Raw genomic sequence first — 24731 nt, forward strand, 5'->3', positions numbered from 1 at the left:
GTGAACCGATCCCTGGTCTACCTGCGCGTCAACCGCGTGGATGCCGAAACCTGCAATCTTGCGCAGGCCGTCACGGTCTCGGACCTGCATGAGGCCGAATACGCCGACGGCCGCAGCGGGCTCATGTCCGGCCGGATGAAGCCGGTGACGCCCGGCATGAGCATTTCCGGGCCGGCGGTCACGGCCTACTGCCCGCCCGGCGACAACTTGATGATGCACCGGGCGCTCTACCTGGCGCAGCCTGGCGATGTCCTGATCGTGGTCTGCGAGGCCGAAACGTCCGGGGCCCAATGGGGAGACATGGCGGCACGCTACGCGATGCGCAAGGGCCTGGCCGGCGTCGTGGTGCAGGGTTGCGTGCGGGACACCGACACCGTGCGCGCATTGGGATGCCCGGTATGGTCGACCCATGTGCGCGCCGTGCATCCCGACAAATCGGGCCATGGCCGCGTCAATGCGCCGCTGATCTGCGACGGCGTGCAGGTGTGCCCCGGCGACCTGATCGTCGCAGACGGCGACGGGGTAGTCTGCGTGCCTCGCCGCCATGCCGCGGCATCGGTGGCGCGAGCCCTGGCGAGGATGCGTAGCGAAGACGCCATGGCGCAGGCAGTTGCCGCCGGCGCATCGGTATGGGAACTGAGCGGCGCGGCGGCACGCTACGCCGCCATGTCGATCAAGGAGATCGACGCCGCCTGCGACGATCCGCCGAACCTCAGCGCTTGAGCTGAGACAGGTCGCGCACGGCGCCGCGGTCGGCCGAGGTGGCCAGCGCGGCATAGGCCTGCAGGGCCTGCGACACCACCCGCTGCCGGTTCTCGGGCTGCCATGCACGGTCGCCGCGCGCGTCCATCTGCGCACGGCGGCGCGCCAGTTCGTCGTCGGCCACGGCAAGATGGATCCTGCGGTTGGGGATGTCGATCTCGATGGTGTCGCCGTCCTGCACCAGGCCGATGGTGCCGCCCTCGGCCGCCTCGGGCGAGGCGTGGCCGATCACCAGCCCCGACGAGCCGCCGGAGAAACGGCCATCGGTGAACAGCGCGCAGACCTTGCCCAGCCCCTTGGACTTCAGGTAGGACGTGGGATAGAGCATTTCCTGCATGCCCGGCCCGCCCTTGGGGCCTTCGTAGCGGATCACCACCACGTCGCCGGCCACGACCTTGTCGCCCAGGATGCCTTCGACGGCGTCGTCCTGGCTCTCGAACACGCGCGCCTTGCCGGTGAACACCCATTGGGATTCGTCCACGCCGGCGGTCTTGACGATGCAGCCCTTCTCGGCCAGGTTGCCGTACAGCACGGCCAGGCCGCCGTCCTTGGAATAGGCGTTTTCCTTGCTGCGTATGCAGCCGGTCTTGCGGTCGAGGTCGAGCGTGAGGAAAGTGGCATCCTGGCTGAAGGCCACGGTGGTGGGAATGCCGCCGGGCGCGGCGCGGTAGAACTTCTGCACGGCCTCGCCGGCGCCCCCGGCCACGTCCCATTGCGCAATGGCCTGGCCCAGCGTGCCGCTGTGCACGTTGCCGCAGGACAGGTCGAGCAGGTCGGCGCGCGCGAGTTCACCCAGGATGCCCAGGATGCCGCCTGCGCGGTGCACGTCCTCGATGTGGTATTTGTCGGTGGCGGGCGCGGCCTTGCACAGGCACGGCACCTTGCGCGAGATGCGGTCGATGTCGGCCATGGTGAAGTCCACGCCGGCTTCCTGCGCCGCGGCCAGCAGGTGCAGCACGGTATTGGTGGAGCCGCCCATGGCCACGTCCAGCGACATGGCGTTCTCGAACGCGGCCTTGGTGGCGATGCTGCGCGGCAGCACCGAGGCGTCGTCCTGCTCGTAGTAGCGCCGGCAGAGGTCCACGACGAGGCGGCCGGCCTGCTCGAACAGGCCCTTGCGCCAGGCGTGCGTGGCCACGATGGTGCCGTTGCCGGGCAGGGCCAGGCCGATGGCCTCGGTGAGGCAGTTCATGGAGTTGGCCGTGAACATGCCCGAACACGAGCCGCAGGTGGGACAGGCGCTGCGTTCGTACTCTTCGGCCTCGGCATCGGTGATGTGCGGGTCGGCGGCCTTGATCATGGCGTCGATGAGGTCGATCTTGGCCACCACCTTGCCGTCGGTGGGCGACTTGATCTTGCCGGCCTCCATGGGCCCGCCCGACACGAAGACCACGGGGATGTTCAGGCGCATGGCGGCCATGAGCATTCCCGGGGTGATCTTGTCGCAGTTCGAGATGCACACCATGGCGTCGGCGCAGTGCGCGTTGACCATGTATTCCACCGAGTCGGCGATGAGCTCGCGCGACGGCAGCGAATACAGCATGCCGCCGTGGCCCATGGCGATGCCGTCGTCCACGGCGATGGTGTTGAATTCCTTGGCCACGCCGCCCGCGGCTTCGATCTCCCGGGCAACCAGGGCGCCGAGATCGCGCAGGTGCACGTGGCCCGGCACGAACTGGGTGAACGAGTTCACCACGGCGATGATGGGCTTGCCGAAGTCGCCGTCCTGCATGCCGGTGGCGCGCCAAAGGGCGCGGGCGCCGGCCATGTTGCGGCCGTGGGTGGAGGTGCGGGAACGATAGTGCGGCATGGCGGTCTCGGTCGGTTCTTATCGTATGGGCAAGGCGGAAACCTCAAATCATACGCCGGATTGCCGCGCCGGGCCCTGCGCCCGCAGGGCCAGCAGCAGGTCGGCCACCTGGCGCAGGCCGCGGCTGACGGGCTTGTCGCGGCGCATCACCAGGGCCAGCTCGCGCTGCAGCATGGGCGCGAGCGGGCGCACCACCAGGCGACCGCGCCGGGCCGCGTCGCCGCCCAGGGCCAGGCGGGGCAGCACGGCGCAGCCCAGGCCGGCGGCCACGATCTCCTTCATGGCCTCGGTGCTGCCCAGCTCCATGACGGGCCGCGCCCGCATGCCGGCGGCCTCGAACCACTCGTCGACCAGGCGCCGCGTGTGCGCGCCCGGCTCGAACAGCACCAGCGGCCGCTGCGCCAGCACGTCGGGCGCGATCCGCGCCGGCACGCGGGCCCTTGCGGGAAAGATCGCCACGAACTCATCGCGCAGCACCGGCGTCACCTGCAGCATGCGGCCGGGCGCGGGCAGGGTGACCAGGCCGGCGTCGAGCGCGTTGGCCTCGATGTCGCGCAGCACGTCGGTGGTGTTGCCGGTGCTCACCACCACGTCGAGATCGGGAAACCGCTGCCTGAGGCGAGCCAGCAGGCCGGGCAGCAGGAAGGTGCAGGCGGTGCCGCCCGTGCCCAGCCGCACCCGCCCCGCCACGCCGGACGAGTGCGACTGCATGGCGTGCTCGGCCTCGGCCACGGCGGCGTCGATGCGGCGGATGTGCTCCAGCAGCGTGAGCCCCGCGGCCGTGGCGGCGACGCGGCGGCCGACGCGCTCGGCCAGGCGCAACCCATAGCGGCGTTCCAGCTGGCGCACCTGCTGGCTCACGGCAGGCTGGCTCAGGCCGTGCCGCTCGGCCGCCGCCGAGAAGCTTCCGTGCTCGATCACGTCGAGGAAGATGCGGAGATGGTCGAGATTGAGGCCGCGCATGAGGGGCGCCGCAGGCAGGCGGCAAGCCGTATCCGAAGTTTTACTTATACATCGCAAAACCATCCAAAGCTTCTCTTATCCCACGATTCCGCGCAAACTACGCGGGTATTCCCGGTCCGCTTCCGTCATCCTCATGCCCGCATCCCCTGCTTCCCTGATCGTCCGCGACACCACCGATCACGACATCGCCACCATCCAGCGCATCTACGCGCACCACGTATGCCACGGCACGGCCTCCTTCGAGCTGGAGCCGCCCACCGAGGCCCAGATGCGCGAGCGCCGCGCCGAGGTGCTGGCGCGCGGCCTGCCCTACCTGGCGGCCGAGGTCGACGGCGTGGTGCGCGGCTATGCCTACGCCACGCCCTACCGCCCGCGGCCGGCCTACCGGTACACCGTGGAGGACTCGGTCTACGTGGAGCAGGGCTGGGGCGGCCGCGGCATCGGCAACCGGCTGCTGGCCGAGCTCATCGCCCGCTGCACGGCCGGAGGCTGGCGGCAGATGCTGGCCGTGGTCGGCGACAGCCGCAATGCCGGATCGCTGGCGCTGCATGCCCGCCAGGGCTTCCATCCGGTGGGCACGCTGCGCTCGGTGGGCCACAAGCTCGGCCAATGGCGCGACACGGTGCTGATGCAGCGCGAACTGGGCGAGGGCGACCGCGCCGCGCCCCCGGACCGCCGCGCCTGAGCCCGCCCGTGCCTCCCGTCATTCCCGCACGCGCCGTCATCTGCCTGGGCATCACCCAGCTCGTGGGCTGGGGCGTCTCGTTCTACCTGATCAGCAACTTCGGCCCCGCCATGCAGGCCGACCTCGGCTGGAGCGCGGCACGGATCTACGGCGGCTTTTCCCTGGCCATCGTCATCATGGCCGTGGCGTCGCCCATGGCGGGGCAGGCCATCGATCGCTGGGGCGGCCAGCGCGTCATGCCGGCGGGATCGATATTGATCGCCCTGGGCTGCGCGTTGCTGGCCTGCGCGCATTCGGCGGCGCCCTACTACGCGGCCTGGGTGGTGCTGGGCGTGGGCATGCGCCTGACGCTCTACGACGCCGCGTTCGCCACGCTGGCCCGCATCGGCGGCCCGCAGGCCCGGCGGGCGATGTCGCAGATCACCCTGTTCGGCGGGCTGGCCTCAACGGTGATGTGGCCGGTCGGCCAACTGCTGGCGCAATGGCTGGGCTGGCGCGGCGCGGTACTGGGGTACGCGGTGTTCGCGCTGCTGACGCTGCCGCTCTTCCTGGCGCTGCCGCGGGCCCGCTATGCGGCCGGTCCGCAACAGGCTGCCGAGCGCCCCGGACTGGCCCGCACGCCGGCCGACCGGCGGCTGGCGCAAGCGCTGTACGCGCTGATCGCCATGCTGGCCAACTTCCTCACCGCCGCCAATGCCACGCACCTGATCGCCATGCTGACCGGCCTGGGCCTGGCCGCGTCGGCCGCGGTGGGCATCTCGGCGCTGTGGGGCATCGGCCAGGTCAGCGCGCGCCTGCTGGAACTGCTGTTCGGCGGACGCGTGCATCCGCTGATGCTGAACCTGGCCACCAGCGCCGCGATGCCGCTGTGCTTCCTGGCCGGCACGCTGGCCGGACACCCGGTTGCGGCGGCCCTCTACGCCGGCCTGTACGGCGCCTGCAATGGCCTGCTGACCATCACTCGCGGCACGCTGCCGCTGGCCTTGTTCGACTACCGCATATACGGCGCGCTGGTGGGGCGCCTGCTGGTGCCGGGCTTCCTGCTGACGGCCGCCGGCCCGGTGGCCTACGCCGAACTGATCGCCTGGCAAGGGCCGCGGGCCGCCATGGCGGCCTCGATCATCCTGTCCATGACGATCCTGGCGGCTTCGGCCTGGCTGTACCTGCGGTTCGGCGCCGGCGCAAGGCACGGGCACCCCGGGGATGCCGGCGGGTAGCGCGGCGCGCCACCCCGCATTCAGAACCGGTACATCACCTTCAGCTGGCCGGCATGGCTGGTGGCCCGGCTGGAGACCTCGCCGTCATACTGCAGCCGGAAATCCAGCCCCGAGCGGTTGTTGACCTGCATGCCCACGCCGAAGCGGCCGATCACGTTGTCGCCGGGCAGCGAAGTGTCGAAGCCGCCGCTGCCCGCGGGCGCTCCCTTGAAGCGCGCCTTGGTCTCCCAGGAATCCTCGCTCAGGAGCGACACGCCGGCGTAGGCATACGGCCGCATGGTTGCGCCCTGCGGCAGGTCCACCCGCCCGCCGATTTCCAGCGTCGGCGACAGGCCGGCCACGAACTGGTCGCTGCTGTCCACGCGCAGGCTCAGCGGCCCGCCCGATTCGGTATAGCCGGGCATGCGCGCATAGAGGGCGTCCAGGTCCACATAAGGCTTCAGGTAGAACCGGTCGGTGACGCCGATGTGGCGCGAAACCCGCAGCCGCATGCCGAGGCTGTAGGCCTCGGGGCTGCTGCCGGCCTCGCGGTCGTAGCCGTCGATGCCCAGGCTGCGGTCCAGGTCGTATGAGCCGTAGCCGCCGCTGAGCGCCGCCGCATACACCCACGGCCCGGCCTGGTGCTTCAGCACCACCCCCGCATAACCCGCATCGCCGCTGCCGCCCGCGCGCCCGTCATCGGCCCGCACGCGCTCGTTCTGGTAGGCCACCGACCCGCCCACGAACCAGCCCGGGCGGAATTCGCGCTGCCCGCCGACCTGGTAGGTGGTGCTGTCGAACGAAAAGCCGGAGATGCCGTCTGCCGCGTCCTGGTCGGTGCTGCGCCGCGATACCTGGCCCCAGAAGCAATCCCGTTCGATTCCGTCGGTACCGACGCGCTCCATGTCGGGACACGACATCATCGACCCGGCAAACCGTCCCATGCCGGCCGCCATCTGCGCCGCCGGCGCCAGGGTCACACCGGGCGACAGGCCCGCCAGCCGCTCACGGTAGGCGCCCGGCCCCTGGCTGGCCGCCGTGTTCAATACGGCGAACAAGGGCGCCGTCTCCACAGTGCCGCCCCGGTCCCAGATTTCCTGCAGGTGCCCGGCGACGGCGCGCTGGCTGCGCGCCAGCTGCTGGCCGGGGGCATTGAAGTCGGCGGCCTGCACCGTGATGCGGTGCTGGCCGCCCGCCTGCCGCACATCGAAATCGAAGATGGGCGAGTCGGCGGCCTGCAGCGCGCCCGTGGACGTGCCCTGGACCTCGAGCACGGTCAGTTCGCGGCTGGGCAGCAGGCTGGTGGCAGCCAGCTCGAAGCGGCCGTCCAGGTGCGCATCGCCCTGCACCGTCATCCTGGCCGCGCGCATGCCCGCGAAATCGACATCGGCGCGCAGCACGCCGGAACTTGCCTGGGTGTAGTCGCCTGCAACGGTAAGGCGGCCGAAGCCGCCGGCGCGTCCCACGACCAGTTCCCCGGCATTGGACACATCGGCCTGGTACAGGGCCGCGCCGACCAGCTTGCCGGTGGGCGCGTTCTCGATCCGGCAGGCGTCCGGATCCCCGCACTGTTTGCCGCCGTCCATCACGCCATGGTTGCGGATGAGCATGGCGGCGTCGCCGTCGTAGCGCACGGCGATGCCGGACAACGCGGAAACCACGCCGCCGGTTCCGATCTCCACCAGGCTTTCCCCCACGCCATTGCCTGCCACCCAGATGCCGGCCCCGCTGCCCGAGCCGCCCGTCACCGTCCCGTTGACCGTGACGGTGGCCGGGGAGCCTTTCTGGTCCGAACCTGCGCTCTGGGCGAACACGCCCACGCTGCCGTCGCCAGTGGCGCTAACGGATCCGTCGACGGTGACGTCGATCCGGCCCGCCCAGTTCTCGGTATTGCCCGTGGCGGAATTCACGCTGCCCGCGAAACCGCCCTGCGCGGATCCGGCAAGCCCGCCCCCGCCGCCTATGGATTGGGCGATCACGCCGTGCGCGCTGGCGCCCGTGGTGGCCACGGCGTTCTGTATCGCCACCGTGACATCGCCGCCGCTGCCGTATACCTGGCCACTGGTCCTGGCCCAGCCGGCGGTGTCCAGCGAAATGGCCTGGCCGAGATCGCCGGCAATGCCGCCACCGCCGCCCACGGACTGCGCCACCACGCCATGCGCGCCTGCACCCTGGGTGGCGACCGTTCCTCCGGTGAGCGCCACCGACACCGCGCCGCCGTCGCCCCGCACCTCGCTGCCGCCGCCCAGGCTGACGCTGCCCAGGACTGCAGCGTCGCCCGCGCTGACGATGCCGCCGCCGCCGCCGACAGACTGCGCCACGACGGCGATCGAACCCTTGCCCTGTGTTGTCACGTCGGCGCCCGTCGTGAGGCTTACTGCGCCGCCGTCTCCGCTGCCGGCCTGGCCAGCGCCCGCGACGAGGCCGAACCGCGCCGGGCCCGCATCGGCAGGGCCGCCGTATACCGTGGCCAGCCCGCCGCCGCCGCCGATGGACTGCAGCACCAGGCCATGCGCGCTCTGGCCGGCCGTGCTCGCCCGGACCGAGCTGGACGGCAGCACTTGTACCTGGCCGCCCGAACCCCAGGCGCCATCGATGCCTCCCGCCTGCACGGTGCCCGTGCCGCCCGCGGCCGAGGACGCCGCCACGCCGCCTCCGCCGCCGATCGACTGCACGACCACGGCGTTGGCCCCGTAGCCATTGGTGTAGGCGGCGTTGTTGTCGCCGCCGGCGTCGAACCGCAGTGCAATGGATCCGCCGCCCGACTGCTCCGCGGAGGAAGATCCCGCCGGCCTGGCATTGCCGCCCACCCGCAGATTCAATGATATGGGCGCCGCCCCCGATGCAGAGGCGCCGCCCTGGCCGCCCCCGCTGCCGATGGACTGCAGCAGCACGGCTTCGGCGAAGTCGCCATAGGTCGTCACGCGTGCCGCAAGGCGGGCAGGATCGTCGGCGCTGCCGATCGAGCCGCCCGCGCCTGTGCCCGCCGCGCCGCCGACAGCCAGGTCCAGCGCATAGGGTGCGCCGGTGGGGCCGCCCGCCACGCCGGCGAGCGACGTGCTACCGGTGGCCCCGCCCAGCCCGCCGCCGCCGCCGATGGCTTGAACCACCACGCCGTCGGCGCCGGCTCCCGCGGTCTGGATCTGCCCGTCCAGGTCGAGGTCGATGTGGCCAGCCCCGTTCCCGCCAACCTCGTCGTCCGCGTCCGCAGGATCTGCCCCGCCGATGCGCACCTTGGTCGAACCCGGCGAGCCCGAGTCGGCAACGCCGATCACGCCTATCCCGCCTCCGCCGCCTATCGACTGCGCGACCAGGCCGTAGGCGCCGTCGCCTGCCGTGCTGACGATCCAGCCCGTCGCCACGGAAACGTCGCCGCCCGCGCCCGCCATGTAGCCGCCGACGTGCAGGTCGGCGCCGGCCAGGCCCCGCCCTTCCAGCGCCAGCACGCCGCCCACGCCACCGCCTCCGCCTATGGACTGGGCCGCGATGCCGGTCGCGTGATCGCCCCAGGTATAGATGCCCTGGTCCATGTTCACCGAGACCCTGCCGGCGGCATCGCCCGATACCACCGCCACCGTATCCGACCCGCCCCCGACATGTATCACCGCGGCGCTGTCGGCCACCATGCCGGTGCCGAGCCCGCCGCCCTGGCTGATCGACTGGGCAAGAATGCCGTAGGCCCCCGCCCCGGTCGTCATGAGCATCCTGCCGGTATGGCGCGACACCTGGACATCCACGCCGCCCGCCGCGCCGGTGCGCCCCAGGCTGCCCACCTGGATATTGGCGGCGCCGTTGTCGAACGTGCCGTCGACCGCCAGGCCGGCATGGCCCACGCCGCCGCCGGCGCCTATCGATTGCGCCAACACGCCCATGGCCCAGGTGCCGTTGGTCAGCAAGGTGCCGTCGTGCGACACGCGCACCACGGGCTGGGCCGCGCCGGCATCGGGATCGCCGCTGCTGCCGACCGCCGTGCCCACGGCATCGCCGCCGGCGCCCAGCGTCAAGGATCTTGTGATCTCCGCATCGTCCGACCACGCATCGGCCGTGCCGGCATCGGCGTCGTCTTTCAGCACGGTGCCCGCCATGCCGCCACCGCCGCCGATCGATTGCGCGACCAGCGCGTTCGACCCGTCTCCCACGGTGGCGATCGTGCCCTTGCTCGTCAGCGCGACGACGCCGCCATCGCCGACGTTGCCGTCGGCCAGGCTGCCCAGCGTGATCAGCATCTGGAGCTCGGTCATGAGCGAGTGCTCGGGCGACCCCAAAGGCGGCGTGGTGTTGAAACTCATGCCGAGCGGGTCATTCACGCCGGCCAGCCCGCCGCCCCCGCCTATCGATTGCGCCGCGATGCCATGGGAGAAGTCCCCCCGGGTGGTGATGTCGTGCACGCCATCGACCCTCACGGTGCCGCCCTTGCCGCCGTCGCCGCCTGCCCCGCCCAGCAGCAGGTCCAGGTTGAAGCTGCCGCCAAGGCCGGGCTCCTGGTCCGGACTGCCGAGCGAGCCGATGCCGCCCCCGCCGCCGATCGATTGCGCCACCAGGGCGCTTGCCAGGTGGCCGCCCGTATAGATCCCGACGGGCCTGCAGTTCGTGTCCGCGCACATGTTCACGGCGCCGCCATCGCCGCCGTCTCCGCCCGAGCCGCCTATCGACAGCGTGAAATCGAGCGAGACGCCGACCCGGGTGCCGCCCACGCCCTGCGTCAGCCCGCCCGTTCCGCCCCCGCCGCCTATGGATTGCAGGGCGATCGCATGCGCCGCATCGCCGAAGGTCTGGATGCGGTTGGCGGTGTCCGACTTGAAGTCGACGGTGCCGCCGTCATTGCCGTCGCCGCCGGTTCCGCCCACGCCGGCGCCGATCTCGATCCGCCCCTTGGTGGCCAGGGTGCCGCTGCCGCCCTGCCCGCCGCCGCCGCCGATGGACTGGGCGAGCACCCCATAGGCCTCGTACCCCTGCGTCTGGATCTGAGCCTGCCTGGACAAGGTCACCGACGCCTCCCCGCCCTGGCCGCCGACGCCGCCTCGGCCGCCCACCGCGATGTTCAGGTCGAGCCAGTCCAGGTAATTCGTGGAATAGCTGCCGCCGCCGATCCCGCCACCGCCGCCGATGGACTGCACCACGATGCCATCGGCATAATCGCCCGAAGTCAGCACGGTGCCGCCCGCCACCAGCCGGGCCGCGCCCCCGTCCCCGCCCTCGCCGCCCCGCCCGCCCACATTCACCGTGATGCTGCCATTGGCGCTCAGGGGGTTGTGATCGAGCGTGGCCTTGATCGCATTGAATACGGTGTCGAGGATATCGCCCTCGTCGGCGCCCATCGAACCGCCGACGCCGCCACCGCCGCCGACGGACTGCACCAGCACGCCGTCGCTGTCACGCCCGGTGGTCGAGATCACACCCAGGTGCCCCACCTTGGCTTCCGCGGCATCGCCGCCCCTGCCGCCGGTCATGCCGACGCCGACGTCGATGGCGAATCCGCCTTCCAGCGCTTTGGTGACCTGGCCTTCGGCGCCCACGTACACCGCGGTGCCCTGCCCCGTGCCGCCGCCGCCGCCCACGCTCTGCGCCACCAGGCCGCGCGCCCCCGAGCCCGTGGTGGCGATCTGCACGTCGTCATAGACATCGATGTCCACGGGACCGCCGTCTCCGCCCGCGCCGCCCTGGGCGCCGACGGTGACCAGGGCGGCGGCGCTGACCGCGACGCCCGTCTCGAAGTCGAACGAGTAGGCGTTGGCCGAACCGCCGTCGCCGCCGCCACCACCTATCGATTGGGCGAGCACGCCGTTCGAATAATCTCCGCTGGTTTGCAGCACCGTCCGGCCCACGCCATCCCCGTCGCCCAGGACGACGCTGACCGCATCGCCGTTGCCGCCCGCGCAGCTTCCGTCTCCGCCGTCGCCCGGGCTCACGCACCGGCCGCCCACCGCCGCCTCGTCCTGGATGTTGATGCTTTCCAGGCCGAACACGGCATCCACCGAAAAGGCAGAGGCCGCGCCGCCGTCGCCGCCGCCGCCGCCGACCGATTGCGCGTACACGCCATGGGAAAACTGGCCTTCCGTGCCCAGGTCCGAATCCCAGATGGTGGTCCAGACCTTGCCGCCGTCGCCGCCGTTGCCGCCCTGGCCGCCCACCACGACCAGGTTTTCCCACGCTGCGGCCGTGCCGATTTCCGTGAAGATGATGCCGATCATGCCGCTTTGATCCTTCACATCCCCGCCCGAGCCACCGCCGCCGCCGATCGACTGGGCGACGACTGCCGAAGCGTCCGACACCTTGTGGCCTTCGCCATCGGTCTGTCCGCCGTTGCCGGGGTCATTGCCGGAATCCGGGCTGTCCGGGCCGTGGGTATGGATCGACGCCCCGCCCAACTGGGTGGAAATGTCGCCGCCGTGCCCGCCATCGCCGCCCGTTCCGCCCACGCCGACGATGAGCTGGCCCATGATCGACATATCCTCGGCACGCAGGCCGCCGGCGCTGCCGCCGCCGCCACCGATGGACTGCAGTGCGATGCCGCGCGCCGCGCTGCCGAAGGTGTCCACCTCCAGGTTCTGCCACAACAGGGCAATGTCATTGCCGTCGCCTCCCTGAGCCGCATCGCCGCCGACGATCAGTGCCGCGACCTCGGCTCCGCCGTGCAGCATGTCGCCGCCGGCGCCACCGCCGCCGCCTATCGACTGCGCCAATATCCCGTGTGCGTTGTGACCCGAGGTCGCGATCGATGCCGGCGCCCCGCCATAGAAGTTGATCTTGCCGCCGTTGCCGCCGCCGTCGCCCGACCCGCCCACACTCACCGTGCCGCCGATGCCGATGTCGAGCGTATCGCCGCCATTGCCGCCCCCGCCGCCGGTGGACTGGGCGATCACGCCGTAGGAAAAATTGCCGGACGTCCGGATCGTGCCCAATTGCCCTGCGGTTCCGCCTCCGTCGAAATGAAGCGAGGCGCCGTCGCCCCCGCTGCCGCCGGTTCCGCCCACCGTGACGATGCCGACAATGCCGCTTGCATTGCCTCCGCCGCCGCCGATCGATTGCGCGCTCATACCCGGCGCTGCGTCGCCCAGGGTCGTGATGACGCCGGAATTGGACATGTGCGCCACGCCGCCATCCGCCCCCTCCCCCTCCGATGCGCCGCCGCTGCCGCCCACCGACACGAGGCCGGCCGTGACGCCGGCATTGCCGCCGCCGCCGCCGATGACTTGCGCGCTCATCCCGACGGCGCCATATCCCCGCGTCGTGATGGAGCCGGTGTTGAAGGCGTCCGCCACGCCCGCCGCGCCGCCTATGCCGCCGTCGCCGCCCACGCTGGTCACGGCGTCCACGCCCAGCCCGCCCGCGCCGCCGCCGCCCGAATTGGACTGCACGTCGATGCCGAAGGCCCAGTCGCCGGCGGTGGCGATGGCCCCGGCGTTCTGCACCTTGGCCATGCCGGAGGCGCCGCCATCGCCGCCCTTGCCGCCGCCCCCCAGGATGGAATAGAAATCGCCGCCGGTGCCGCCGCCGCCACCGATGGAATAGGCCACCACGCCGGAGGAATAGGAACCGGCCGTCGATATCGCGACGTTGCTGCCGATATCGACCGTGACGTTGCCGGCGTTGCCGCCATAGCCGGCGCCGCCGGGCTGGCCCGCCAAGGCCACCGAGCTGTCGCCGTCGCCGCCGAAGCCGCCCTTGGATTGCGCCTCCACGCCATACAGGTAGGCGCCGCCCGCCGTGGTGATGGTGTAGGGCGTCGTCGAGTCCAGTGTCACGGCCACGTCTCCGCCTGCTCCACCGGCGCCGCCGCTGTGGTCCTGCCGGGGGCCGTATCCGCCCTTGCCGCCCTCGGATACCGCCTGGATGGCCGCGCCGGCGGCATTCGATACGTTGATATCGATATCGCTGGCCACGGTCACGGTGACGTTCCCCGCCCGGCCTCCCTGGCCCCCCGGATCCGATGAATCGTTCGATCCATCGCCCTCGGCCCCCTCGGACGTGGCGCGCAGGCCATATACCAGGGTATTGCTGCCTGCATCGGCCACCATCTGCAACAGGCCGTCCTGGTGCTCGATGCTCACCGCGCCGCCGTTGCCTGCCGCGCCGTTGTCCGGCCCGCCCTTGCCCCCATGCGAATCGGCCCGGATCAGGCCCACCAGGATGCCATCGACGATGCTCAGCTTGTTGCCGGTGCTGCCCGCCAGGGCATCGCCCGCGAAGATGAATGAGCCGGAGTTGGCCACGTGCACCTTGCCACCGTCGCCGCCGGTGCCGCCGAACTGGTCGCCGATGCCCAGGTCAGACGAGTTCTGCTCGCCGCCATCGCCGCCGGCGCTGGCGACGAAGATGCCGGACATGTCCTGGGTTATCTTGCCTGCCACCCGGTACAGGCCGGTGCCGTACGTACGGACCTCGATCGTGTTCCCCGCGCCGCCGTGGCCGCCGTCCGTATCGTTGTTGGTGTTGCCGTTGCCGTGTCCGTCGGTGTCGTGCTCGTCGCTGTCGCCGTGGCCGCCGCTGCTTCGGCCGTAGAGCACGGCCGCGACCTGGCCCAGGCCATTCTGGTCGCCGACCACCATGTTCACCTGGCCGGCGCTCTCCAGCCTCACGCTGCCGGCATCGCCGGCATCCTTTTCTTCGCTGCCGTCGCCGCCCGTCGAGGTGGCATAGATAGCCCCCGTCCAGGAGCTCAGCGCGCGGCCGCCTGCCGCGGGGTCCAGGTTGAAGACGGCGCCCTGGTCCAGCACCTCGACATTGCCCCCCGGCTTGCCTTCCCTGCCGTCATGGCTGTTTCCGTCTGCGCCCGTGCTGGTCGTACCGGCTGACGAGGTATAGACGGAGCCCTCCGCCAGCTTGCGACATGTCGTGCCCGCGCTGCAGTTCATTTCCTCGGCCCGGGCCGCCGACGGCCCGAACACCATGCCCAGGCTCATGGCCAGGATGGTCTTGCCTGCGATCTGGCGGTTCTTTTGCGTGTTGTGGCGCGACATGGAGGCATCCGGTGGGGTGGCCGTAGACCACCGGAACTTAACCAATCGCCGCCGCATCAACCATGTTTTTTCGACGAAGCTGCCGATTGGCTCGACGAATCGGCCTGTTGCCCGCCTTCCATGGCACAAGCCGGCCGTACAGCAAGCGCTGCTCGGCCGTGCGCGGCGCTACCCCTGCCAGCGCAGCCAGCCGGCCTTGCGGAGTTCGCAAGCCGGGCACTGCCCGCAGCCGTAGCCCCAGTCGTGGCGCGCGCCACGTTCGCCGAGGTAGCAGGTGTGGCTGTGCTCGACGATGAGATCGACCAGGGCCCGCCCGCCCAGCCGCTGCGCCAGCGCCCAGGTCTCGGCCTTGTCCAGCCACATCAGCGGCGTCTCGATCGTGAGGCGCGCGCCCAGGCCCAGCCCCAGCGCCACCTGCTGCGCCTTGATGGTGTCGTCGCGGCAGTCCGGGTAGCCGGAGAAATCGGTTTCGCACATGCCGCCCACCAGCACGTCGAGCTGGCGCCGGTAGCCCAGCGCCGCAGCCAGCGTGAGGAACATCAGGTTGCGGCCCGGCACGAAGGTATTGGGCAGGCCGTTGGCCTGCATCTCGATCTCGCGTTCGGAGGTGAGCGCGGTGTCGGCCACCTGCCCGAGCACGGACAGGTCCAGGAGATGGTCCTCGCCCAGCCGTGCGGCCCATTGCGGGAATTGCGCGCGCAAGGCGTGCAGCACCTGCAGCCGCGCATCCAGCTCGATGCGATGGCGCTGGCCGTAGTCGAAGGCCACGGTCTCGACGTGGTCGTAGCGCTCGAGGGCCCAGGCCAGGCAGGTGGTGGAATCCTGCCCGCCCGAAAACAGGACCAGCGCGCGGCGGGGAGAAGTCGGCATGACGGATGCGTGGGGAAAGTGATGCAGCAGAGACTGTAACGCATGGCCCAGGGCCCTGCGTACAATGCCTGCACCGCGTTTCCAGGCCGTACCCGCAGCACCGAGATCCTTCCCCTCCCACTTCTCGACGCGTCCCGCCCATGAAGCCGCATGCCGCACGCCCTGCGCCCCCCGCCGCAGACCCGTCCCGCCACAACATCCGCCTGCTGGGCCGCTTGCTGGGCGAGGTGATCGAAGCATGCGAAGGCCGGCGGGTCTTCGACACCATCGAGGCCCTGCGGCGCACTGCCGTGCGGTTCCGCCGCGAGGGCCGCGAGGCGGATGGCCGCGCGCTGCAGGCACGCGTGCGGCGCCTGCAGGGCGACGATCCCAATTCCGTGGCGCGCGCCTTCAGCTACTTCCTGCACCTGGCCAACATCGCCGAAGACCGCGACCTGAACCGCGAGCAGCGGGCGCGCACCCTGGCCGACCCGGCTCCGCCGCGCGGCAGCCTGCGCGACGCGGTCGACAGGCTCCGGCAGCTCGGCGTGGGCCCGGCCCGCATCCGGCGCCTGCTCGCCGAGGCCAGCCTGATGCCGGTGCTCACGGCCCACCCCACCGAAGTCCAGCGCAAGAGCACGCTGGACGTGCACCGCGAGGTCGCGGCGCTGCTGCTGCAGCGCGAACAGCCGCTCACCGGCGAGGAGCTCGCCGAGCTCGACCTGGCCCTGCTCGGCCGCATCGCCACCCTGTGGCAGACGCGCATGCTGCGCTACACGCGCCTCACCGTGGCCGACGAGATCGAGAACGCGCTGTCGTACTACCGCAGCACGTTCCTGGGGGTGATCCCCCGGCTGTACGGCGACCTGTCCAAGCTGCTCAACCGCGAACCGGCCGGCCCCTTCGCCGCGCCGGCCGAACCGCTGGAGCCCTTCCTGCGCATGGGCAGCTGGATCGGCGGCGACCGCGACGGCAACCCCAACGTGGACGCCGGCACGCTGGAGCGCGCCCTGCTGCGCCAGGCCACCGTGCTGTTCGAGCACTACCTCCAGGAAATCCACACGCTGGGCGCGGAACTGTCGATGACCACGCTGCTCGTGGACGTGGCGCCGGCGCTGCAGCACCTGGCCGATGCCGGCGGCGACGCCTCGCCCCATCGGCGCGACGAGCCCTACCGGCGCGCGCTGGTCGGCATCTACGCCCGCATGGCCGCCACGGCGCGCCGCCTCACCGGGCAGGAACTCGCCCGCCGCCCCACGTTCGAGGCCGAACCGTACCCGGCTCCGGAAGCCTTCGAGCGCGACCTCGCGATCATCGCGGCGTCGCTGTGCGAGCACCGCGGAGCGCCCGTGGCGCGGCTGCGCCTGACGGGCCTGCGCCAGGCCGTGGCGGTATTCGGCTTCCACCTCGCCACCCTGGACCTGCGCCAGAGCTCCGACGTGCACGAACGCACCCTGGCCGAGCTGTACCAGCGCGCCGGGGCCACGTGGCAGGGCCAGCCCGTGGACTACGCCGCCATGGACGAGGAAACCCGCGTGGCCCTGCTGCGCGCCGAACTCGCCCAGGCCCGGCCGCTGGCCTCTCCCTGGATCCACTACAGCGAGGAAACCACGCGCGAGCTGGCCGTGCTGCGCGCGGCCGCCGCCGCCCGGGCCCGCTACGGCAAGCAGGCGGTGCGCCAGACCATCGTGTCGCACACCGAGACGCTGAGCGACCTGCTGGAAGTGCTGGTGCTGCAGAAGGAAGCGGGGCTGATCGCGCCGGCCGGCGAGGCGCTGGCGCCGGACGACGGCCTGATGGTGGTGCCGCTCTTCGAGACCATCCCCGACCTGCAGCGCGGGCCGGACATCATGGCGGCCTGGCTCGACCTGCCGGAGATCCGCCGCCGCGTGCGCCTGGCCCAGCACGACGCCCAGGAAGTCATGCTGGGCTACTCCGACAGCAACAAGGACGGCGGCTTCCTCACGTCGAACTGGTCGCTCTACCAGGCCGAGCGGGCGCTCGTCGACGTGTTCAGGCAGCGCGGCGTGCGCCTGCGCCTGTTCCACGGACGCGGCGGCTCGGTGGGCCGCGGCGGCGGGTCCAGCTTCGATGCCATCCTGGCGCAGCCGCCCGGCAGCGTGGCGGGGCAGCTGCGGCTCACCGAACAGGGCGAGGTGATCCAGAGCAAATACAAGGATGCCGAAGTCGGCCGCTGGCACCTGGAACTGCTGGTGGCCGCGACGCTGGAAGCGTCGCTGACGCCGTCCCGGGCCGCCGCCAGCGCCGAGGACGCGCACATGGCCGAATACGGCCCGGCGATGGCGGCGCTGTCGGCGCATGCCGAGCGCACTTACCGCAAGCTCGTCTACGAAACGCCCGGCTTCACCGAATACTTCTTCGCCGCCACGCCCATCAGCGAAATCGCCGGGCTGAACATCGGCTCGCGTCCGGCCTCGCGCAAGCAGGGCCAGCGCATCGAAGACCTGCGCGCCATACCGTGGGGCTTCTCGTGGGCGCAGTGCCGCGTGATGCTCACCGGCTGGTACGGCATGGGCTCCGCGCTGGAGCGCTACCTGGAAGAAGGCGTGCCGGGCGGACCGCGCTCGCGCCGGGCCCGCCTCGGGCAACTGCGCGCCATGGCGGTGTCGTGGCCGGCGCTGCGGACGCTCCTGTCCAACATGGAGATGGTGCTGGCCAAGTCCGACCTCGCGATCGCCGCCCGCTACGCCCAGCTCGTGCCGCAGCGCGGCCTGCGCGAGCGCATCTTCGGCATGATCCGGGACGAACACGTCCGCACCGTGGACATGCTGCGCCTGCTCACCCGGCGCGACCTGCTGGCCGACAACCCGGCCCTGCAGGCCTCGCTGCGCGAGCGCTTCGCCTACATCGACCCGCTGAACTACCTGCAGATCGAGCTGATCAAGCGCCACCGCGCCACCCAGGCATCCTCCGGGGCCAAGCCCGACAAGCGGGTGCAGCGCGCGATCCACCTCACCATCAACGGCATCGCGGCGGGGCTGCGCAACTCGGGCTGAGCCGGGCCGCGGGCCGCAGCGTTGTTCCCTGGGCTCCTGCCGGCACCGGCAAATCCCGGCCGGCCGACACGTCCATCCTGCGGACATTTTCCAACACGGGCCCGGATGCGGCCCGCGGGCCTTCGGTACTATCGCAGGCGACCCCATGCGTCGTACCCTCGCATGGATACATAACGATTTTTCCGGCCCACGCACGGAAAGGCAACGCGGAGGAGACCGCCCGCATTGGCCGGGCGCTCCCGCGCCGCTCCGTTGCATGGGCCTGCGGGCAAAACAGCATGAACCTTCCCCTTACCCGACTGGCGGTGATCGGCGCCGGCGCCATGGGCAGCGGCATCGCGGCGCTGTTCGCCGCCAAGGGCGCGGACGTGGCGCTGATCGATCCCGTCGACGGCGCACTCGACCGCGCCCGCGGCCACATCGCACGGCAGCTGCAGGTATTGCAGGCCGACCCCGCGGCAGAAAGCCGGATCCGCTGCGCGCCCGGCATGGACGCGGCGCGCGACGCCGAGCTGGTCATCGAGGCCGTGCCCGAGACGCTGGAACTCAAGCGCGAGGTCTTCGCGCAATTGGACGGCCTGTGCGCGCCGCAGGCCGTCTTCGCCACCAACACCTCGGGCCTGTCGATCAATGCCATCGCGCAGGCCGTGGCGCGCCGCGACCGTTTCGTGGGCACGCATTTCTTCACGCCGGCCGACGTGATCCCGCTGGTGGAGGTCGTGCGCAACGATGCCACCTCCGACGACACGGTGGCGCGCGTCATGGAAGCCCTGCGCGCCGTCGGCAAGCGGCCCGTGCTGGTACGCCGCGACATTCCCGGTTTCATCGCCAACCGCATCCAGCATGCGCTGGCGCGCGAGGCCATCTCGCTGCTGGAACAGGGCGTGGCCAGCGCCGAAGACATCGACGAAGTCGTGAAATGGAGCCTGGGCCTGCGCCTGGCCCTGTCGGGCCCGCTGGAACAGCGCGACATGAACGGCATCGACGTGCACTGCGCCATCGCGGAATACCTGTACCCCGACCTCGAAAACCGCACCACGCCTTCGGCGCTGCTGCGCAGCAAGGTGCGCGACGGCGAGCTGGGCGCCAAGGCCGGGCAGGGATTCTATGCCTGGCCGCCCGAGCGCCGCGACCAGATCCTGCGCGACAAGAGCGCCGCGCTGGCCGAGCTTGCCGCCTGGCTCACGCGCCGCACGGGCAGCTGAGGAGCCCCGCGCCCCGCCTTCCCGTTTCCGGATACCGAACATGAAACCTCGAGCCTACCTGGTCACCGGCGCAAGCGCCGGCATCGGCGCCGCCATCGCCCGCGCCTTGCTGGACGCCGGCCACCGCGTCGTCAACATCGATCACCGCCTGCCCGAGGCGCCGCCCGAGGGCCTGGTCTCGTACCAGGCCGACCTCACCGATGCCGGACAAACCGAGGCCGTGGCGCGGCAGGTGAACGAGGCCTATGCGATCGTGGGCCTGGTGAACAACGCCGGCGCCACCCGCCCGGGCACGGTCGACACCGCCACGCTGGCCGACCTGGACCACGTGGTGAACCTGCACCTGCGCGCCTCGCTCATCCTGGTCCAGGCGGCCCTGCCCGCCATGCGCGAGGCCGGTTTCGGCCGCATCGTCAACATGGCCTCGCGCGCCGCCCTGGGCAAGCCCGAACGGGTGGTGTATTCGGCCACCAAGGCAGGGCTGATCGGCATGACCCGCACCCTGGCCATGGAGCTGGGCGGCGAGGGCATCACCGTCAATGCCATCGGTCCGGGCCCCATCGCCACCGATCTGTTCATGAAGAGCAACCCTGCCGGCGCGCCGCGCACCCAGCGCATCATCGACAGCATCGTGGTCAAGCGGCTCGGCACCCCGGAAGACGTGGCCCGCGCCGCCATGTTCTTCCTGGCGCCGGAAAACGGCTTCGTCACCGGGCAGATCCTGTACGTATGCGGCGGCACCACGCTGGGCGTGGCGCCGGCCTGAGCCCGCAGGCCCCGCCGCGCGAAGCGCAACCTTCTCATCCACGCCCCTACTGGTCGTATATATCCATGATCAACAAACTCGTTTCCAGCGCCGCCGAGGCCCTTGCGGACGTCCCCGACGGCGCCACCGTGATGATCGGAGGGTTCGGCACCGCCGGCCAGCCCATGGAACTGATCGACGCCCTGCTGGAGCAGGGCGCCAGGGACCTCGTCATCGTCAACAACAATGCCGGCAACGGCGAGACCGGCCTGGCGGCCCTGCTGGGCGCCAACCGCGTGCGCAAGATCATCTGCTCGTTCCCGCGGCAATCGGATTCTCAGATCTTCGACGGCCTCTACCGCAGCGGCAAGATCGAGCTCGAGCTGGTGCCGCAAGGCAACCTGGCCGAGCGCATCCGCGCGGCGGGCGCCGGCATCGGCGCGTTCTTCACGCCCACCGGCTACGGCACCCCGCTGGCCGAAGGCAAGGAAACGCGCGAGATCAACGGCCGGCACTACGTGCTGGAATATCCCCTGCATGCCGACTATGCCCTGATCAAGGCCGAGCAGGCCGATCGCTGGGGCAACCTCACCTACCGCAAGACCGCGCGCAACTTCGGCCCCATCATGGCCACCGCCGCGCGCGTTGCCGTCGCGCAGGTGCGCGGCATCGTGGAATTGGGCGGACTGGATCCGGAGAACGTGATCACCCCCGGCATCTTCGTGCAGCGTGTCGTCGAGATCAGCGCCCCGCGCGGCGCCAAGGAGCAGCAATGAGCAGCAAACTGACCCGCGACCAGATCGCCGCCCGCGTCGCCCAGGACATCCCCGAAGGCGCCTACGTGAACCTGGGCATCGGCCTGCCCACCCTGGTGGCCAACCACCTGCCGCCCGGCCGCGAGATCATCCTGCACACCGAGAACGGCATGCTGGGCATGGGGCCGGCGCCGGCCAAGGGCGAGGAAGACTACGACCTGATCAACGCCGGCAAGCAGCCCGTCACCGAGCTGCCCGGCTGCGCCTTCTTCCACCACGCCGACTCCTTCGCCATGATGCGCGGCGGTCACCTGGACATCTGCGTGCTGGGCGCGTTCCAGGTCTCCCGCCACGGAGATCTGGCAAACTGGCACACGGGCGCGCCCGACGCCATTCCGGCGGTGGGCGGCGCCATGGACCTGGCCATCGGCGCCAAGGACGTCTTCGTCATGATGGAACTGCAGACCCGCGACGGCCAGAGCAAGCTGGTCGAAGCCTGCACCTACCCGCTGACCGGCGTGCGCTGCGTCTCGCGCGTGTACACCGACCTGGCCGTGTTCGACCTGAACGGCGGCGAGATCACGGTCACGGACATCTACGGCGATGCCACGCCCGAGTCGCTGCTGGCGCTCACGGGCCTGCCCCTCAGGTTCGCCCGCACGTAACCGCATCCGGGCCCGGGCGCCCGGATCACCTTTTCGGAGCCGTCATGCCCTACATCATCGAGACCTTCGACAAGCCGGGCCAGCTGGCCCTGCGCCAGCAGCACCGCGCCGAGCACCTGAAGTTCCTGGACGAGCACAAGCACCTGCTGCTGGCCACGGGCGCCAAGCTCAACGACGACGGCAGCGACGCCGGCGGCGGACTGTACATCGTGGCGCTGGAATCGCGCGACGAGGCCCAGCGCTTCATCGACGCCGACCCCTTCTCGGCGGCGGGCCTCTTCGAGCGCGTGACCATCACGCGCTGGCGCAAGGCCTACGTCGACGGCAAGTGCTATCTGTAGCCCGCCGCCCGTAGCCGGCGCCGCGCGGCGCCGGGGGCAACACCGGAGGCAGCCATGAACAAATATTGCGCCATCCTGCTGCTGGCCATGGCCGGCAGCCTGCTCCCGCCCTGCGCACCGGCGCAGAGCCTGCCCTACGGCGCCGCCCTGGGCCCGCTGCAGGCCACCACCGATACCGCCAGCGGGCAGACCACCATCACCGGCACGCTGCACAACCACGGCGAGCGCGTCCTGCCCTCGCCCTCGGTCACGTTCGTGCTGTACGACGAGCAGGGCCGCGAGATCGATCGCATCGTGGCCCGCGCCTCCGCGCCGCTTCCGCCGGGCGCCACCTGGGACATCCGGGAGACCACGCCGCACCGCTTCGTGCGCTTCACCGCGCTGCACGTCAAGGCCGAGTAGCAGCTGCGGCACGCAGCGGGCCGCGATATGGGAAAATCCCGCCCGACTGCTACACAAGGAGCCACCATGTTTCCCAAAAGACTCACCGACGGCTACCAGGCTTTCCTGCGTGGCCGGTTCCTTTCCGAACGCAGCCGCTACGAGACCCTGGCCGAGAAAGGCCAGCAACCCGAGATCCTGGTCATCGGCTGTTGCGATTCGCGCGTGTCCCCCGAAGTCATCTTCGACGCCGGGCCGGGCGAACTCTTCGTGATCCGCAACGTGGCCAACCTCGTGCCCCCTTGCGAGACCGATGCCGCCGACACGTCCTATCACGGGACCAGCGCCGCCATCGAGTTCGCCGTCAACGGCCTGCGCGTCAAGCACATCGTGGTGCTGGGCCATGCCTCGTGCGGCGGGGTGCGGGCCTTCCACGACGAGGCCGAGCCGCTCTCGCGGATGGACTTCATCGGCAAGTGGATGTCCCAGATCCAGCCCGTGGCCGACCGCCTCGGCCCCAGCACCGGCGACCGGACCACCGACCTCAAGCGGCTGGAGCTGGGCGTGATCGAGCACAGCCTGGCCAACCTGATGACCTTCCCGTCGATCCAGCGCCGCGTCGCCGCAGGCGAACTGGAATTGCACGGCACCTACTTCGGCGTGGCCACCGGCATGCTGTTCGTGCGCAACCCCGCAACCGGGGCGTTCGAGCCCTGCACCGAAGACCCCACCAGCGTCGCCCGCGGCTAGACCGGCCGGGACGAGGCGGTGTCAGACACCTTGGCTACCTTGGCACCTTGGTGTCTGACACCGGGAAATTACAACCCCAGGGCAGTGAGGTCCGGCGTGCGGCGGTGCCAGTCGGTGACGGCCTGGAAGGCCATGCCGATGCGGCACAGCCGCGCATCATCGTAGGGCTTGCCCAGCAGCTGGACCGACAGCGGCAGGCCGTCGGCGCTGAAGCCGGCGGGCAGCGCCAGCCCGCACGCCCCCATGAAATTGCCGGCGCGGCTGAAGGCGGCCAGCGGCGTGGCGGCCTCGTCGACCTGCTCGAGCGGGCAGGCCGGGAACGGCGCCGCCGGCGTGAGCAGGGCGTCGGCGTCGTGCAGCCACACGCGCCAGGCCTGGCGCGCGCGGGCATGCTCCTGCAGCGCGTGGATGTAGTCGGCAGCCGGCATGGACTTCCCGCCCAGCACGCGGGCACGCACGAACTCGCCCAGGGGCAGGCTGGCATCCTCGATATACGCCCCGTGCAGCGCATAGGCTTCGGCCGCGATGATCTGGCCGTTGCGCACCATCATGGCATGGAAATCGAAAGGCACTTCGCAGGTCTCGATCTCGGCCCCGAGCTCGCGCAGCTGCGCGCAGGCCGCCTCGAAAGCGGCAAGCACCTGCGGATCCGGCTCGATGGGGTACTGCTCGGCCGGCATCCTGCGCAGGCGCGTGCCGGCAAGCGGCCGTGCGCCGGAGGCCGGCGCGTCCCAGCTCAGCGCAGGCGCGGCCAGCGTGTTCGGGTCCAGGGGGTCCGGGCCGGCCATCGCCCGGGTGAGCAGCATGGCGTCGTGGGCGTCGCGCGTCATGGGCCCGATGGAATCCAGGGTATGCGACAGCGGCACCGCGCCGTGCAGGCTGAGCAGCCCGTACGTGGTCTTCAGCCCGGTGATGCCGTTGAGGGCGGCCGGGATGCGCACCGACCCGCCCGTGTCCGAGCCGATGGCGGCCGGCGCCAGGCCCGCCGCCACCGCCACGCCCGAGCCGCTGGACGACCCGCCCGGCGCGCGCGCGCAGTCCAGGTCCCAGGGATTGTGGGGCGTGCCCATCACCGGATTGGTGCCCCAGCCGCCGAAGGCGAACTCCACCATGTGCGTCTTGCCCAGGATAACCATGCCGGCCGCAAGCAGCCGCTGCACCACCGTGCCGGTCAGGCTGCTGCGGCGCTCCCGCCAGGCCTGCGAGCCCGCCGTGGTGACCTGGCCTTCGACCTCGCACAGGTCCTTCAGCGCGATCGGCACGCCGTCCAGCGGCCCCAGCACGTAGCCGGCGCGCCGCCGGGCGTCGGCGGCCTCGGCCAGCCGCAGGGCGCCCGCCTCGTCTACGCTGGCGTAAGCGTGCAGCCTGGCATCGGCCCGGGCGATGCGCTCCAGGTAGTGGCGCGCCAGCTCGACGGCGCTGTAGCGGCCGTCCCGCAACCCCTGGGACAGTTCGGCCAGGGTGGCATAGGCAATCTCTGACATGGATTCCTCGATGACGTGGTGAATGGAAACGAGAAAACGACGCTTGCGCCGGCGGCATGCCGGCCCGGCGGCGCAGCCTGCCCCACCTTCTTTTCATATAACCACAATGACTTAGACGATGGGGTCGGTCGGCTGCTACGGTTATGAAAACCGCGCCCGGGCG

The 24731-nt window shown here is 71.0% G+C and carries 16 protein-coding genes; 11 read left to right on the plus strand and 5 right to left on the minus strand.

The window, feature by feature from the left end:
* A complete protein-coding gene (locus ACYBYQ_RS18660; protein WP_459615917.1) occupies positions 1-723 on the plus strand; it encodes an RraA family protein in 723 nt (240 codons plus the stop codon).
* Here ACYBYQ_RS18660 and ilvD read toward each other — a convergent pair.
* Both ilvD and ACYBYQ_RS18670 read right to left on the minus strand, forming a co-directional pair.
* Positions 713-2572: a dihydroxy-acid dehydratase gene (gene ilvD / locus ACYBYQ_RS18665; RefSeq protein WP_459615918.1), complete on the minus strand. Its 1860-nt coding sequence runs from the start codon at positions 2570-2572 to the stop codon at positions 713-715. The two genes, ACYBYQ_RS18660 and ilvD, sit on opposite strands and share 11 nt — an antisense overlap.
* Positions 2573-2620: 48 nt before the next feature.
* Entirely contained in the window at positions 2621-3535 is a 915-nt protein-coding gene (locus ACYBYQ_RS18670; protein WP_459615919.1) for a LysR family transcriptional regulator, read from the minus strand.
* 133 nt (positions 3536-3668) lie between these two features.
* Here ACYBYQ_RS18670 and ACYBYQ_RS18675 point away from each other — a divergent pair, with 133 nt between their 5' ends.
* Together ACYBYQ_RS18675 and ACYBYQ_RS18680 are read left to right on the plus strand one after the other, a co-directional pair.
* A complete protein-coding gene (locus tag ACYBYQ_RS18675; protein WP_459615920.1) occupies positions 3669-4220 on the plus strand; it encodes a GNAT family N-acetyltransferase in 552 nt (183 codons plus the stop codon).
* 8 nt (positions 4221-4228) lie between these two features.
* Complete coding sequence (locus tag ACYBYQ_RS18680; protein WP_459615921.1) at positions 4229-5437, plus strand: MFS transporter; 1209 nt, start codon at positions 4229-4231, stop codon at positions 5435-5437.
* A 20-nt stretch (positions 5438-5457) separates the two neighbouring features.
* On the opposite strand, the gene ACYBYQ_RS18685 is transcribed toward ACYBYQ_RS18680, so the two are convergent.
* The gene (locus ACYBYQ_RS18685; protein WP_459615922.1) at positions 5458-14376 is read right to left on the minus strand and encodes a hypothetical protein; all 8919 of its coding nucleotides are present in this window, start codon (positions 14374-14376) and stop codon (positions 5458-5460) included.
* 168 nt (positions 14377-14544) lie between these two features.
* The gene (gene queC / locus ACYBYQ_RS18690) at positions 14545-15246 is read right to left on the minus strand and encodes a 7-cyano-7-deazaguanine synthase QueC (protein WP_459615923.1); all 702 of its coding nucleotides are present in this window, start codon (positions 15244-15246) and stop codon (positions 14545-14547) included.
* 140 nt (positions 15247-15386) lie between these two features.
* On the opposite strand from queC, the gene ppc reads away from it, so the two are divergent.
* From ppc to ACYBYQ_RS18730, 8 genes are all read left to right on the plus strand, one after another.
* Positions 15387-18242, plus strand: a complete 2856-nt coding sequence (gene ppc / locus ACYBYQ_RS18695; protein ID WP_459615924.1) for a phosphoenolpyruvate carboxylase — start codon at positions 15387-15389, stop codon at positions 18240-18242.
* 278 nt (positions 18243-18520) lie between these two features.
* Entirely contained in the window at positions 18521-19447 is a 927-nt protein-coding gene (locus ACYBYQ_RS18700; protein WP_459615925.1) for a 3-hydroxyacyl-CoA dehydrogenase NAD-binding domain-containing protein, read from the plus strand.
* Positions 19448-19487: 40 nt separating this feature from the next.
* Entirely contained in the window at positions 19488-20213 is a 726-nt protein-coding gene (locus tag ACYBYQ_RS18705) for an SDR family oxidoreductase (protein WP_459615926.1), read from the plus strand.
* A gap of 65 nt (positions 20214-20278) precedes the next feature.
* Positions 20279-20968 carry a 3-oxoacid CoA-transferase subunit A gene (locus tag ACYBYQ_RS18710; protein ID WP_459615927.1) on the plus strand — a complete coding sequence of 230 codons (690 nt, stop codon included), beginning with the start codon at positions 20279-20281 and terminating at the stop codon, positions 20966-20968.
* The gene (locus tag ACYBYQ_RS18715) at positions 20965-21612 is read left to right on the plus strand and encodes a 3-oxoacid CoA-transferase subunit B (protein ID WP_459615928.1); all 648 of its coding nucleotides are present in this window, start codon (positions 20965-20967) and stop codon (positions 21610-21612) included. The genes ACYBYQ_RS18710 and ACYBYQ_RS18715 overlap by 4 nt, the downstream gene beginning before the upstream one ends.
* Positions 21613-21656: 44 nt before the next feature.
* Complete coding sequence (locus tag ACYBYQ_RS18720) at positions 21657-21953, plus strand: YciI family protein (RefSeq protein WP_459615929.1); 297 nt, start codon at positions 21657-21659, stop codon at positions 21951-21953.
* Positions 21954-22007: 54 nt separating this feature from the next.
* A complete protein-coding gene (locus ACYBYQ_RS18725) occupies positions 22008-22355 on the plus strand; it encodes an FxLYD domain-containing protein (protein WP_459615930.1) in 348 nt (115 codons plus the stop codon).
* Positions 22356-22421: 66 nt separating this feature from the next.
* Positions 22422-23084 (plus strand): carbonic anhydrase, encoded by a 663-nt coding sequence (locus ACYBYQ_RS18730; RefSeq protein ID WP_459615931.1) that lies wholly within the window; start codon positions 22422-22424, stop codon positions 23082-23084.
* A 68-nt stretch (positions 23085-23152) separates the two neighbouring features.
* Here ACYBYQ_RS18730 and ACYBYQ_RS18735 read toward each other — a convergent pair whose 3' ends face one another.
* Positions 23153-24568: an amidase gene (locus ACYBYQ_RS18735; protein WP_459615932.1), complete on the minus strand. Its 1416-nt coding sequence runs from the start codon at positions 24566-24568 to the stop codon at positions 23153-23155.
* Positions 24569-24731 lie beyond the last annotated feature (163 nt).

The sequence above is a fragment of the Bordetella sp. 2513F2 genome (assembly GCF_054642735.1).